Source organism: Serratia myotis, assembly GCF_027474885.1.
GTDB lineage: Bacteria > Pseudomonadota > Gammaproteobacteria > Enterobacterales > Enterobacteriaceae > Serratia > Serratia proteamaculans.
In genome coordinates this window covers 19,023-31,535 of sequence record NZ_CP099708.1, presented here as the reverse complement: position 1 = coordinate 31,535, position 12,513 = coordinate 19,023, and the positions used below count along the sequence as shown (strand labels likewise).

16 protein-coding genes and 1 pseudogene are annotated in these 12,513 nt (G+C 61.8%); 3 read left to right on the top strand and 14 right to left on the bottom strand.

Features of this window, described 5'->3' with window-relative positions; all coding sequences use genetic code 11:
- Nucleotides 1-4 precede the first annotated feature (4 nt).
- Nucleotides 5-403 (top strand): DM13 domain-containing protein, encoded by a 399-nt coding sequence (locus tag NHG65_RS26055; protein WP_207213226.1) that lies wholly within the window; start codon nt 5-7, stop codon nt 401-403.
- On the top strand, nt 391-1,662 hold the full coding sequence (locus NHG65_RS26050; RefSeq protein ID WP_004357638.1) for an MFS transporter: 1,272 nt from the start codon (nt 391-393) through the stop codon (nt 1,660-1,662). Before NHG65_RS26055 ends, NHG65_RS26050 begins: the two co-directional genes overlap by 13 nt.
- Before the next feature lie 30 nt (nt 1,663-1,692).
- On the opposite strand, the gene NHG65_RS26045 is transcribed toward NHG65_RS26050, so the two are convergent.
- The 11 genes from NHG65_RS26045 to NHG65_RS25995 all read right to left on the bottom strand — a co-directional run bounded on the left by NHG65_RS26045 (nt 1,693) and on the right by NHG65_RS25995 (nt 7,438).
- The gene (locus NHG65_RS26045; RefSeq protein ID WP_004099044.1) at nt 1,693-2,094 is read right to left on the bottom strand and encodes a RidA family protein; all 402 of its coding nucleotides are present in this window, start codon (nt 2,092-2,094) and stop codon (nt 1,693-1,695) included.
- Nucleotides 2,095-2,200: 106 nt separating this feature from the next.
- Nucleotides 2,201-2,650 carry a hypothetical protein gene (locus NHG65_RS26040; RefSeq protein ID WP_004099042.1) on the bottom strand — a complete coding sequence of 150 codons (450 nt, stop codon included), beginning with the start codon at nt 2,648-2,650 and terminating at the stop codon, nt 2,201-2,203.
- Nucleotides 2,651-2,737: 87 nt separating this feature from the next.
- Nucleotides 2,738-3,310 (bottom strand): hypothetical protein, encoded by a 573-nt coding sequence (locus NHG65_RS26035; RefSeq protein ID WP_004099040.1) that lies wholly within the window; start codon nt 3,308-3,310, stop codon nt 2,738-2,740.
- Nucleotides 3,311-3,401: 91 nt separating this feature from the next.
- On the bottom strand, nt 3,402-4,370 hold the full coding sequence (locus NHG65_RS26030; protein WP_032640602.1) for a magnesium and cobalt transport protein CorA: 969 nt from the start codon (nt 4,368-4,370) through the stop codon (nt 3,402-3,404).
- A gap of 36 nt (nt 4,371-4,406) precedes the next feature.
- Nucleotides 4,407-4,964, bottom strand: coding sequence for a recombinase family protein (locus tag NHG65_RS26025; protein WP_003100847.1), 558 nt, complete (start codon nt 4,962-4,964; stop codon nt 4,407-4,409).
- Nucleotides 4,958-5,329: a hypothetical protein gene (locus tag NHG65_RS26020; RefSeq protein WP_003100853.1), complete on the bottom strand. Its 372-nt coding sequence runs from the start codon at nt 5,327-5,329 to the stop codon at nt 4,958-4,960. The genes NHG65_RS26025 and NHG65_RS26020 overlap by 7 nt, the downstream gene beginning before the upstream one ends.
- The gene (locus NHG65_RS26015) at nt 5,326-5,826 is read right to left on the bottom strand and encodes a hypothetical protein (protein ID WP_003100856.1); all 501 of its coding nucleotides are present in this window, start codon (nt 5,824-5,826) and stop codon (nt 5,326-5,328) included. The genes NHG65_RS26020 and NHG65_RS26015 overlap by 4 nt, the downstream gene beginning before the upstream one ends.
- The gene (locus tag NHG65_RS26010; RefSeq protein ID WP_003100858.1) at nt 5,823-6,149 is read right to left on the bottom strand and encodes a hypothetical protein; all 327 of its coding nucleotides are present in this window, start codon (nt 6,147-6,149) and stop codon (nt 5,823-5,825) included. The genes NHG65_RS26015 and NHG65_RS26010 overlap by 4 nt, the downstream gene beginning before the upstream one ends.
- A gap of 254 nt (nt 6,150-6,403) precedes the next feature.
- A complete protein-coding gene (locus tag NHG65_RS26005; RefSeq protein WP_000215515.1) occupies nt 6,404-6,760 on the bottom strand; it encodes a cupin domain-containing protein in 357 nt (118 codons plus the stop codon).
- Nucleotides 6,750-7,151 (bottom strand): HepT-like ribonuclease domain-containing protein, encoded by a 402-nt coding sequence (locus tag NHG65_RS26000; RefSeq protein ID WP_001293886.1) that lies wholly within the window; start codon nt 7,149-7,151, stop codon nt 6,750-6,752. The genes NHG65_RS26005 and NHG65_RS26000 overlap by 11 nt, the downstream gene beginning before the upstream one ends.
- A complete protein-coding gene (locus tag NHG65_RS25995; protein ID WP_001247892.1) occupies nt 7,148-7,438 on the bottom strand; it encodes a nucleotidyltransferase family protein in 291 nt (96 codons plus the stop codon). The genes NHG65_RS26000 and NHG65_RS25995 overlap by 4 nt, the downstream gene beginning before the upstream one ends.
- A gap of 158 nt (nt 7,439-7,596) precedes the next feature.
- Here NHG65_RS25995 and NHG65_RS25990 point away from each other — a divergent pair, with 158 nt between their 5' ends.
- Nucleotides 7,597-10,563 (top strand): Tn3-like element ISPa38 family transposase, encoded by a 2,967-nt coding sequence (locus NHG65_RS25990; RefSeq protein WP_003100881.1) that lies wholly within the window; start codon nt 7,597-7,599, stop codon nt 10,561-10,563.
- Nucleotides 10,564-10,597: 34 nt separating this feature from the next.
- Here the strand turns inward: NHG65_RS25990 and NHG65_RS25985 are convergent.
- The 3 genes and pseudogenes from NHG65_RS25985 to msrB all read right to left on the bottom strand — a co-directional run.
- Nucleotides 10,598-11,299: pseudogene (locus NHG65_RS25985) on the bottom strand (glutathione S-transferase N-terminal domain-containing protein); the annotation flags it as partial.
- Nucleotides 11,300-11,431: 132 nt separating this feature from the next.
- Nucleotides 11,432-11,971: a peptide-methionine (S)-S-oxide reductase MsrA gene (gene msrA, locus NHG65_RS25980; RefSeq protein ID WP_004099036.1), complete on the bottom strand. Its 540-nt coding sequence runs from the start codon at nt 11,969-11,971 to the stop codon at nt 11,432-11,434.
- Nucleotide 11,972: 1 nt separating this feature from the next.
- The gene (gene msrB, locus NHG65_RS25975; protein ID WP_004099035.1) at nt 11,973-12,416 is read right to left on the bottom strand and encodes a peptide-methionine (R)-S-oxide reductase MsrB; all 444 of its coding nucleotides are present in this window, start codon (nt 12,414-12,416) and stop codon (nt 11,973-11,975) included.
- Nucleotides 12,417-12,513 lie beyond the last annotated feature (97 nt).

Below are 12,513 nucleotides of genomic sequence, written 5' to 3'. Positions count from 1 at the left end.
TGTCATTTCGCCCTCAGCCGGAACCGACCCCCTCTACGCAGGGCGTCTGGCCCGCGATCTCAAAGGCAGCGACCTGCTTCACTGGGGGGAAGGCGAGATCCGGGTCTCGCGCGACCGTATCGCCCATATCGGGCGCCTCGCCCCTGGTCCCGACTACAAGCTCTACCTCGCACCACGTTTCGTCGACACGAAGGAGGCCTTTCTCCTAATCAAGGACAGATCAGTCCGCGTGGGCGATGTGAAGACGTTCAACGGCTTCATCGTCGAGGTGCCTGCCGGCATCGATGTCCGTGACTACAACACGGTCGTCATCTGGTGCGAAGCATTCGACCAGTTCATCAGTGCGGCAGAGTATCAACCCTCAAGTCAGGCCCGAGAACGAGCCCGGCGATGGATACCATGAGGTCGGCGGGCAAGCGCGGCCTCGTTCTCGCGCCGGTGGCGGCGCTGCTGCTGAGCGTCGCCGCTCTGCTGCTGGGCAATGGCCTGCTGAGCACGCTCCTGATCGTGAGAGCCGGCCATAAGGGGTTCTCGACCGGCGCGATCAGCGCGATGATGTCCTTCTATTTCGCGGGTTTCACGATCGGCGCGCTCGTGTTGCCACCGATCATCGTCTCCGTGGGACATGTCAGAACCTTCGCCGGCTTCGCGGCCATTGCCTCGATGACCGCCCTTCTCCATGTGGCGTTCGTGGAGCCGATCGCCTGGATGCCGCTTCGCCTGATTACCGGCTTCGCCTACGCGGGCATGATCCTCGCAACGGAGAGTTGGCTCAACGCCCACGCATTGCCATCCACACGCGGGCAGCTCCTGTCGATATTCGGAGTTGTCTCTATGGGCTCATGGGCAATCGGGCAGGCGTTACTCAACATCGCACCGCCCGCCGACGTGACATTGTTCCTCATCGTGTCGCTGCTGATATCAGCGGCGGTGGTTCCGATCACCTTGCTGCCCAGTCATCCGCCGGCCCAGGTGGAACAGGAATGGGTCGCGTTCAGGGACCTCGTCCTCGTATCACCTCTCGCTGCGGCTGGCGCTTTCCTGGCCGGCCTGGCTATCGGTGGTTTCTGGGGCATGGGCGCGAACTTCGCCCAGAGCATCGGCCTCGATGTGGGCGGTATCTCCGCCTTCATGGCTGCGGTTCTTGGTGGAACGCTCGCCTTCCATTGGCCACTCGGTTGGCTTTCGGATCGAGTGCCCCGGAATCTTGTCATCGCCGGTGCGGCGCTGGCGTCCGCAGCGTCTGCCATCGGCGTAGCGTTGGCGGTGGAAGCGCCTCTGCCGCTGCTCCTTGCGGCAGGTGCGCTGTTCGGCGGCTTTGGCATCCCGATTTATTCGTTGTGTCTCGCCGTCGCAAACGACGATCTTCCGGCCGGTCGGCTACTCGGCACCGCGCGCGGGCTTCTGTTGCTCAACGGGATCGGGACAGCCGCTGGCCCCCTAATAGGAGCAGCTGCAATGAATATCGTCGGCCCTGGCGGCCTGTTCCTTTATGCGGCGGCGTTGCTCACGCTCCTGGCAGTGCTGGCCATCGCCCGCAGGCAGCCGAGGCGCGCCAACCAGGCCAAGGCGGCCCCCCGTTCTCCGAGCACGCCGATGATAACCGGATCTCTCGATACGATGATATGCATGGAGAAGCGGGCGCAGGGCGTGCGGGATTAGCGCGGCACGGCGCCTGCACGAACCGCGGGGTCAGGCGATGATAGCTGTTACGCGAATTTCGATACGCATGGTTGGAAGCCCCAGCGCTTCGATTCCCAACTGCGTCCAGATTGGAGCGCGGTCGGGCATGTAGTGGCGATACAGCTTGGCCATTGTTTCGTTGATCACGGGAGGGAATCCACCGACGTGATAGGAATTGACGTGGACCACATGCGGCCAGCGTGCTCCGGCGGTCGCGAGCGTCCGTTCCACGTTCTTGAACGCCTGCTCGATCTCTTCCTCAATCGACTCCGGAATGACGAGATCGTCGTTCCATCCGCCCTGTCCGGAGATCTCCACGCGGTCACCAATGCGCATTGCCTGAGAATAATGAAGCGCGTCATGCAGGCGCGTCCCGTATCCGGGGGTGATGAAGAATGAAGGTGTTGTCATGAGTTTGCCTTTGATGAGCCAGGTCAACGCGGCTGCAAGTGACCGTATGCATGCAGAAAGAGATGCAGGGCGTTCGGCACTAGCGCGCCGGCTGCGGTGGAGGGCTTTATTCCACGTCTTCTACGGTGAGGTCCCGGCCGTTGAACTGCACGGTCTCCCCGGCTCGGGCACCCTCGATCGCTTCGAAGATCGGCGCCATCGTGGAAATGCCCATGAGCTCACGCCCCTGACAGGTAAACTTGCTCGTTGACACCGCGATCACAAAGTGGCGGCCGGACAGCTTGACGACAGCGCCTTCGTTGACGGCCAACTTGGGGCCGAAATCGATCGTCCTGAGCTTTTCGAGTTTATTGGCGTAGTCATGGAGCGTGTCATCGAGCGCTTCAGCGAAGTCGCTCGCGACCTCGGCCTGAGCTAGTTCGTCGTTTTCGATCGGTTCGCTCCGATCGAGCCGAGCGGTAGAGACATAGTCCAGGTAGTTTTCGCGAGCGCTGTGCAACGCTGCTGTCTCCAGCAAGAGCATAGTTTCTCGTATGTGGTCCTTGTTCCAGTCCATAATCACCTCCTAATTTTCGATGTTCTTAAAGTTCAGCCTGCAGATGTGTGGGCCAGGAAGGCCAGCCTTTCCGGCTAAGCGACACCGCTATTCGTCGCTGATGACGTCTTCGCCCTGGTATGGAACCCTGATCAGCCGAGGATCTCGAATGATGCTCGTGACGAGCCAGACATATTCCTGCTCGGCGGTATCGAAGCCGAGGATGCTGAAGGATTGGCCGAAAGGGCATGGCGGGAAGTCTGGAAAGCCCTCGCGCAGAACGTAACGCTCGGGATCGCTGTGAAACTCGCTCTTGTAGACTTTCCGTAGTCCGTGCTTGCTCGGCGCGTCCTGGTCACCTGCCGGTGCTGTTTCCCGATGCGCCACAAGGCGCTCGGACAAGTCGCGGGGGCAGATTTCGTGGAACACGTCGAAGGCGTCGATCAACAGGCCTTTATGCTCTGTCGCCGGATCGGTGATCGCGTAGATGTTGGAGGCATCTTCGCCGTCGTCCCCGCTCTCGAGGCGCAACGCCGCATCGACGCGAATGCTGCATGCATCGAGGGTTGACCCTAGTTCGAGATCGACGAGATTGCCGTCCTTGACGCGGTATTCGCGGTCATAGCCTTTGGCGATGAATGACTGGACTGCTTCTAGAACGTCGGTCACCTGGGAGGTCATGGAAGCACCTTCATCTTGAACTGGATTGGACACGCTCGCGCACAAAGCGCGCTGTGACTCGGCGGACGGAGAAGCTCGCGAAGTGCGTTACTCATAGCCACTTGGCCTTCTTGAAGCGCATGAATAGGAGAAGGCAGAACACCGCTATCACTCCGAGCACGACGAAGTAGCCATATGGCGTGTCCAGTTCCGGCATGTGCTTGAAGTTCATGCCATATATTCCGGCGATCGCCGTCGGGACCGCCAAGATCGCCGCCCAGGCCGCGAGCTGGCGAGTGACCACACCGATCCTTTGCGCTTCCAGAAGGCTGCTGGCCTCGAAGACCGTGGACAGGACAAGCAGGAGGCCGTCGACCATGGACTGCACGCGGTGGACATGGTCCGCGACGTCGTGGAAATATGGTGTCATTTCGGCGCTGATGCAGGGAAAGTGGCCGCGAACGAGCTTTCGCACCAGCTCGGCCATAGCCCCGAGCGTGCGCTGGAACCGCGTGAGTTCGGACCTTAGTTCGAAGATTCGCGCCACCTCTTCTGGCTCGAGGAAATCGTGCAGCGACCGTCGCTCCATCGCCAGGACGTCGTCCTCGATCATTTCGAAGATGGGCAGATACTGGTCGACCACTCGGTGCAAGATCGCGTGCAGCACATAGTCGACACCCTTGCCGAACTGCGTCGGCGATGCCTCGAGTTGCTCCCGAAGTTTGCCCAGCGCTCCGGCATTGCCGTGCCGCACGGTGATAAGGTGATTGTGACCGGTGAAGATCGCCATCTTGCCGTAGCTGATCCGGTCGCCGACCAGCTCGGCGGTCTGGGCGACGACGTACAACTCATCGTTGTAGACCTCGAGCTTGGGCGGGCACAGCGGGTGCATGGCGTTGTCGATCGCCAAAGGATGGAGGTTATACGTCGTCTGGATCGCGCTGAGTTCGTCTGCGGTGGGCTCGCTAAGCGCGATCCAGCAGAAGCCCGAGCGATTCTCGTTTAGTTCGACGTGCTCATCGAGCCTGATTTCACGGACTCGCTTACCTTCGTTGTAATAATATGCGGCGATAATGGTCATGCAGGGGTCGTCTCAGAAAACGGAAAATAAAGCACGCTAAGCGTGCGTGGAGGCTGGCACCCAGCGGTACAGCGTCGGAATGGACACGCCGAGGTTCTTGGCCACGTCCTTGGGCGGCACCCCGCTGGCCAGCAGCTTCTTGGCCGACTCGATCTTGCTGTCGGTCATCTTCGGCTTGCGGCCGCCTTTGCGGCCGAGCTGCTTGGCGACTTCCAGCCCGGCGCGGGTGCGCTCGACGGTCAGCTCGCGCTCCATTTCGGCAAGGCTCGCCATGACGTGGAAGAAGAACCGCCCGGATGGTGTGCCGGTGTCGATGGAGTCGGTGAGGCTCCTGAACTGGACACCGTGCTTGTGCAGATCGCCGACCAGATCGACCAGTTGCTTGACCGACCGGCCCAGCCGGTCGAGCTTCCAGACGACCAAAGTATCGCCTTCGCGCAGCATTTCGAGCGTCTTGGCCAAGCCAGGCCGGTCTGCCCGCGTGCCACTCACCTTGTCCTCGAAGACCTTTTTACATCCGGCCTTGCTCAAGGCTTCGCGTTGCAGCTCCAGGTTCTGATCCTGCGTCGAGACGCGCGCATAGCCAATCAACATGGCTTGTCTCGCGCCCGGTCGATGCGTTCCTGCATCGCCTGCATCACTTCTTCGTGGGTGTACGATCTGGCGTTGGCGTCGGTGGCTTGCCGCAGGGCTTCCTCAACCTCGCGCGTCATCCGCTCGTAATCCTCCGGCCACAGCGCTTGCTCCATGCGCAGCGACGCCTGACCCAGCAGGTGCAGCAGGCTGAACAGCCGCATGTCGTTGGTGGCGACGATGCGCTCCCGAATCTGCTCCTGAATAGCTTCGCTAGCCCGATGCGCTTGTGGTGTGGCAGTCCCCTCGTAGTCAGCGGGGAATTCCGCTTCCTCGGCAATCCTTGCCCAGGCGCTGGCCAGCGCCTCGATGGTTGACGTGCTCATTTCCGCCGCTCCTGTGCTCTTTGGCGAATCAACCGGCCAAGGGGCCTCGACGCGAAAACCAGCAGCATCACGCCTATCGGATACCAGGTCGAGAAGACCACCAAGGCATCGAAGGCTGGCCGTCCGGTGTTGGTAGGCAGTACGGCGGTCACAGCCATCAACCCGCCGACCGTCCAGATGATGCGCCACACGTAGGGCATCACGCGGGGCACGTAGCCGTCATCGAAAGCGGTCTGGTAGTAGCGGCGCAGGCCGCGCTCGGCAAGCGCCTGGCGCTGCCGCTCCGACAGCGCATCCGTCCGGCCATACCAGCGCCGGAATGGTGGACAGCGCAGCAGCAAAGGGGTGAAGAGGATCATCACCGCCACGATCGCGACACCCCACGCCATGACGGCGCCGGCATCGGGCCGCTTGGCGTTCTCGATCACGGGCGCGAAGACGCCCGGAGCACCGATCATCCAGAACAGCGCAATGTGCTGATGGAAGGAGAGCTTCATTTGCTCATCCACTTGCGCAGCAGGCGCTTTTTCAGGGAGGCGCGTTCTTGCGGGTTGCGTCCCTTGTGATTGGCGATGCGATCCGCCGTGGCGGCCTGGCGCTTGACGGGCCAGTAGGAGCGGCCATCCTTGCCCATCGACCAGACGCTGCTGGCCTGGTTTTCCAGCAGGGGCAGATGGGCGCTCAGGGCTTCGGGCGACGCGCTGGTCAGCGCCGTGCGCTCACGGGTGCGCCAGCGCTGATGCCAGAGCTTCTTGTCCTCGCGCTCGCTGCCGCAGGTCGTGTGCCCGACGATGGGTGTTTTGCGGCGGCTGCGGCTCATAACGTAGTGGTCTCCAAGAACATTCAGGACTGATCCCAGGCGTCGATGGTCAAGACCTGATCGGCAGGACAGGCGGCTACGCGGTCGGGAACTGGATGGTGTTCAGTCTCATGCCGACCCCATTCGATTGATCGCGTCGCTTGCGGCACGCTGCGACGCAAGGAGGTTTGCGACCTGGTTTAGCAGCCGTGTCCGCTGCATGTCTGTTACCTATCTCCCCGACCGCTCATTGGACCAACTCCAGAGATTGGGCTCTATCGCTCAGCCAATACGAAACCGGCATTGGCTGATGCCACAACCGAGACTAACACAAATGGCTCGGTACCTGTATTTCGCGCCCCGTGCACTTGGCCCGGTCTTGCCACGGCTATCTCACCTTCCCTGAGGGCACGAACAATCCCATTGCCCTGAAAGTAATCAGCCATTCCCGACAAAACAGTCCACGTGTCTTGGCCGTGAGGATGAATGTGAGCCGCAATTTCCTGCCCGGGATGGACATGCCAAACCACGATAATTGAGTCTCGGGTTTCAAGCACAACGGAACGAATAGGCTCGCCTTCGGACGGCTGAACATACTCGGCTACAGAAAATATTCTCGATTCAACAGTCATCGGAGATTCCTCTTTCACAGTTGTCGTTACGGTCTTCATCGTCGGCATCCTGACGCACGGCGGGCAATTGCTGGAGCAACGCCGGCAGCCATTCCTGTACCGTCTCCCACACCACATCGAGGTTGATGTCGAAATAGCCGTGAGCCATGCGATTACGCATATTGCGCATGCTGCGCCACGGCACGTCGGCATGCGCCTGGGTGAACTCGACGTAGCCATCCATCACCTTTGTGGCCGCCTCGCCGATGACGATCAGGCTCATGATGACGGCCTGCTGGGTGCGCTTGTCGGCCAAGAAGTCGTCCTTGGCCATCCCTTCCACGAAGCTGCGCGCATCGGTTGCGGCCTGCTGAATGTGGTCGAGGTAATCGGGCAGGCGGTTCTCGCTCATATCGGTTGCGCCTCCGCGAGCACCTTGGCCCGGAACTTCGGCGGCAGGTCGCCGGGAGTCAGCAGATCGACGTCAACGCCGAGCAGCGATTTCAGTTCTTCTTCCAAATCGCCCAAGTCCAACAACGTGGCACCGGGCAGCGCATCGACCAACAGGTCGAGGTCGCTGCCATCCCGGTCGGTGCCATGCAGCACCGAGCCGAAGACGCGCGGGTTCGCGGCGCGAAAGCGGCCTACCGCTTCACGCACTGCGCTTCGCTTCATGTCAAGCACAACAGACGGTCGCATGCGCATCCTTTCTTATCGAAACTCGTTGAGATGATATGCAATCAAGAATAGAATTTCAAGAACTATTTTCGAGAATCGCAATGCCTTGATTCCCGTGCCGCGCCGGTTGCCTTGGCGGGCTTGTCACAAACCTACGTTTTCAAGAAGAAGGAAACCGCATGCCCCGCCGTTCGATCCTCTCCGCCGCCGAGCGCGAAAGCCTGCTGGCGTTGCCGGACACCAAGGATGAGTTGATCCGTCACTACACGTTCAGCGAAAGCGACCTCTCCATCATCCGGCAGCGGCGCGGCCCGGCCAATCGGCTGGGCTTCGCGGTGCAGCTCTGCTACCTGCGCTTTCCCGGCGTCATCCTTGGCGCTGATGAGCCACCGTTCCCGCCATTGCTGAGACTGGTCGCCAACCAGCTCAAGGTCGGCATCGAAAGCTGGGACGAGTACGGGCAGCGTGAGCAGACCCGACGCGAGCACCTGGTCGAGCTGCAAACGGTGTTCGGCTTCCAGCCGTTCACGATTGGCCACTACCGGCAGGCTGTCCAGTTGCTGACCGAGCTGGCCATGCAAACCGACAAGGGCATCGTGCTGGCCAGAGCCTTGATCGAGCACCTGCGGCGGCAGTCGGTCATTGTGCCCGCCCTCAACGCCGTCGAGCGGGCGAGCGCCGAAGCGATTACCCGCGCCAACCGGCGTCTCTACGACGCCTTGGCTGAGCCGCTGACGGACGTGCATCGCCGTCGCCTCGACGATCTGCTCAAGCGCCGCGACAACGGCAAGACGACGTGGCTGGCCTGGCTGCGGCAATCCCCGGTCAAACCGAACTCGCGGCACATGCTGGAACACATCGAACGCCTCAAGGCGTGGCAGGCGCTCGACCTGCCCTCCGGCATCGAGCGGCTGGTTCACCAGAACCGGCTGCTCAAGATCGCCCGCGAGGGCGGCCAGATGACGCCCGCCGACCTGGCGAAGTTCGAGCCGCAGCGGCGTTACGCGACCCTGGTGGCGCTCGCCATCGAGGGCATGGCCACCGTCACCGACGAAATCATCGACCTGCATGACCGCATCCTGGGCAAGCTGTTCAATGCCGCCAAGAACAAGCATCAGCAGCAGTTCCAGGCATCCGGCAAGGCGATCAATGCCAAGGTGCGGCTGTTCGGGCGCATCGGCCAGGCGCTGATCGAGGCCAAGCAAGCGGGCCGCGATCCGTTCGCCGCCATCGAGGCCGTCATGTCCTGGGATGCTTTCGCCGAGAGCGTCACCGAAGCGCAGCGGCTCGCGCAACCCGAGGACTTCGATTTCCTGCACCGCATCGGCGAGAGCTACGCCACGCTGCGCCGCTACGCGCCGGAATTTCTCGACGTGCTCAAGTTGCGGGCCGCGCCCGCCGCCAAGGACGTACTCGACGCCATCGAGGTGCTGCGCAGCATGAACAGCGACAACGCCCGCAAGGTGCCCACCGACGCGCCGACCGAGTTCATCAAGCCGCGCTGGCAGAAGCTGGTGATGACCGACACCGGCATCGACCGGCGCTACTACGAACTGTGCGCGCTGTCGGAGCTGAAGAACGCGCTGCGCTCCGGCGACATCTGGGTGCAAGGCTCGCGCCAGTTCAAGGACTTCGAGGACTACCTGGTGCCGCCCGCGAAATTCGCCAGCCTCAAGCAGGCCAGCGAATTGCCGCTGGCCGTGGCCACCGATTGCGACCAGTACCTGCATGACCGGCTGACGCTGCTGGAAACGCAGCTCGCCACCGTCAACCGCATGGCGCTGGCCAACGAGCTGCCGGACGCCATCATCACGGAGTCGGGCCTGAAGATCACGCCGCTCGATGCGGCGGTGCCCGATACCGCACAGGCCCTGATCGACCAGACGGCGATGATCCTACCGCACGTCAAGATCACCGAATTGCTGCTGGAGGTAGACGAATGGACGGGCTTCACCCGGCACTTCGCCCACCTGAAGTCAGGCGACCTGGCCAAGGACAAAAACCTGTTGCTGACCACGATCCTCGCCGACGCGATCAACCTGGGCCTGACCAAGATGGCGGAATCGTGCCCCGGCACGACCTACGCCAAGCTGGCCTGGCTGCAAGCCTGGCACATCCGCGACGAAACCTACGGGGCGGCACTGGCCGAGCTGGTCAACGCGCAGTTCCGACATCCCTTCGCCGAGCATTGGGGCGACGGCACCACGTCATCGTCGGACGGCCAGAACTTCCGCACCGGCAGCAAGGCCGAGAGCACCGGCCACATCAATCCGAAATACGGCAGCAGCCCAGGGCGGACGTTCTACACCCATATCTCCGACCAGTACGCGCCGTTCCACACCAAGGTCGTGAACGTCGGCGTGCGCGACTCGACCTACGTGCTCGACGGCCTGCTGTATCACGAATCCGACCTGCGGATCGAGGAGCACTACACCGACACGGCAGGGTTCACGGACCACGTCTTCGCGTTGATGCACCTGCTGGGCTTCCGCTTCGCCCCGCGCATTCGTGACCTGGGCGACACCAAGCTCTACATCCCGAAGGGCGATGCCACCTACGAGGCGTTGAAACCGATGATCGGCGGCACGCTCAACATCAAGCACGTCCGCGCCCATTGGGATGAAATCCTGCGGATGGCCACCTCGATCAAGCAGGGCACGGCGACGGCCTCGCTGATGCTCAGGAAGCTTGGCAGCTACCCGCGCCAGAACGGCCTGGCCGTCGCCCTGCGTGAGCTGGGACGCATCGAGCGCACACTGTTCATCCTGGACTGGCTGCAAAGCGTCGAGCTGCGCCGCCGCGTGCATGCCGGGCTGAACAAAGGCGAGGCGCGCAACGCGCTGGCCCGCGCCGTGTTCTTCAACCGCCTGGGGGAAATCCGCGACCGCAGCTTCGAGCAGCAGCGCTACCGGGCCAGCGGCCTCAACCTGGTGACGGCGGCCATCGTGCTATGGAACACGGTCTATCTGGAGCGGGCCGCGAACGCCTTGCGTGGCCACGGTCAAGCCGTCGATGACGGCCTGTTGCAGTACCTGTCGCCGCTCGGCTGGGAGCACATCAACCTGACCGGCGATTACCTCTGGCGCAGCAGCGCCAAGATCGGCGCGGGCAAGTTCAGGCCGCTACGGCCGCTGCAACCGGCTTAGCGTGCTTTATTTTCCGTTTTCTGAGACGACCCCATGCAGGCCTCGCAGGAATTCGCAGGCCACGCTGTACAGCCGGTCGCGCCAGCCCGCGTTCGAGCCATGCCTGCACGTTCGAATAGCTGCTTAGGCCGAGGATGTCGCCCGCTGCGTAGAATTCGACCAGCGCATTCACCCAGCCAAACGTCGCAATGTCCGCGATCGAGTAATCATCGACAATCCATTCGCGGCCCTCCAGCCGGTGATCCAGGACCCCGAGAAGACGCCTGGATTCATCAACAAAGCGCTGCCGAGGTCGCTTGTCCTCATAGTCCTTGCCGGCAAATCGCAGGAAAAAGCCTAGCTGTCCGAAGGTCGGCCCAACGCCCGACACCTGAAAGAACACCCAGGCCAGAGTCTCGTACCGCTGGGCGGGTGTTGTTGAGATGAGCTGCCCCGTCTTGTCGGCCAGATAGATGAGGATCGCACCGGTTTCCCATATGCCAATGGGCTGGCCGTCAGGGCCAGCCGGATCGATGATCGCGGGTATGCGGCCGTTGGGATTCAACGACACGAACGCTGGATCCTTCGACTCGTTGTTCGAGATGTCGACGAAGTGGGGCTCATACGGCAGGCCAGTCTCCTCCAGCATCATCGAGACCTTGACGCCGTTGGGCGTGGGGGCCGCGTATAGTTGCAAGCGATCCGGATAAGATGCTGGCCAGCGCTGCGTGATGGGAAAGGAGGAGAGGTCTGTCATATCTGGATCCTGGCACTGCGACGGCGGCTGAATGGAATGATCTGCTTCAAGGCCGGGTTCGACGACCGCGTCGATTGACGCGGTCGTCGGAGGTTGCGAACCGGATCGGCGCGGCACTAACGGCAGCGAAGCCTATTCCGCTGCAGCCCCGGCCGCAGGGCTCACATCGCCGGCCTCATGCCGCTTTGGAAGAACCCAGTCGGGACGGACGAAGTGGCAGGTGTAGCCGCCCGGCCGCTTCTCCAGATAATCCTGGTGATCGGGCTCGGCCTCCCAGAACTCGCCGACCGGCTGGACCTCGGTCACCACTTTGCCATCCCACAGCCCCGAGGCATCCACATCGGCGATCGTATCCTCGGCGACGCGCTTCTGCTCCTCGTCGACATAATAGATGCCCGACCGGTAGGAGAGCCCACGATCATTGCCCTGGCGGTTCAGCGTCGTCGGATCGTGGATCTGGAAGAAGAATTCCAGGATGTGCCGGTAGCTCGTCACTGTCGGGTCGAAGACAATCTCGATCCCCTCGGCATGCGTGCCGTGATTACGATACGTGGCGTTCGGAATATCGCCGCCCGTGTAACCCACACGGGTCGAGATGATGCCGGGCCGCTTGCGGATCAGATCCTGCATGCCCCAGAAACATCCTCCTGCGAGAACAGCGCGCTGATGCATGTTAAGCCTCCTCTACTTGATCGAGATATTCACCGTATCCCTCGGACTCCATCTCGTCGCGCGGGATGAAGCGAAGGGACGCAGAGTTGATGCAGTAGCGCAGACCGCCGCGGTCGGAAGGACCGTCCGGGAAAACGTGGCCCAGATGGCTGTCGGCGTGTACCGACCTGACCTCCGTCCGGACCATGCCGTGTGCACTGTCCCGCACCTCGTTCACGTTTGCCGGAACGATCGGCTTGGTGAAGCTGGGCCAGCCAGTACCCGAATCGAACTTGTCCGTTGAAGCGAACAGCGGCTCTCCAGACACTATGTCGACGTAGATGCCAGGCTCCTTGTTGTCGTTGTGCTCACCCGTGAAGGGCCTTTCGGTCCCCGAATCCTGGGTAATCCGGCGTTGCTCGGGGGTCAGGCGGTCAACTGCTGCCTGTGACTTCTCAAACTTCATGATAGTCTCCAATAATTAATCTAAATAGATGCGCGGAATAGTAGATCACTGAAAGGGAACTCAGCCCGGATTGTGCGATCTGATCAATCGCCAAACC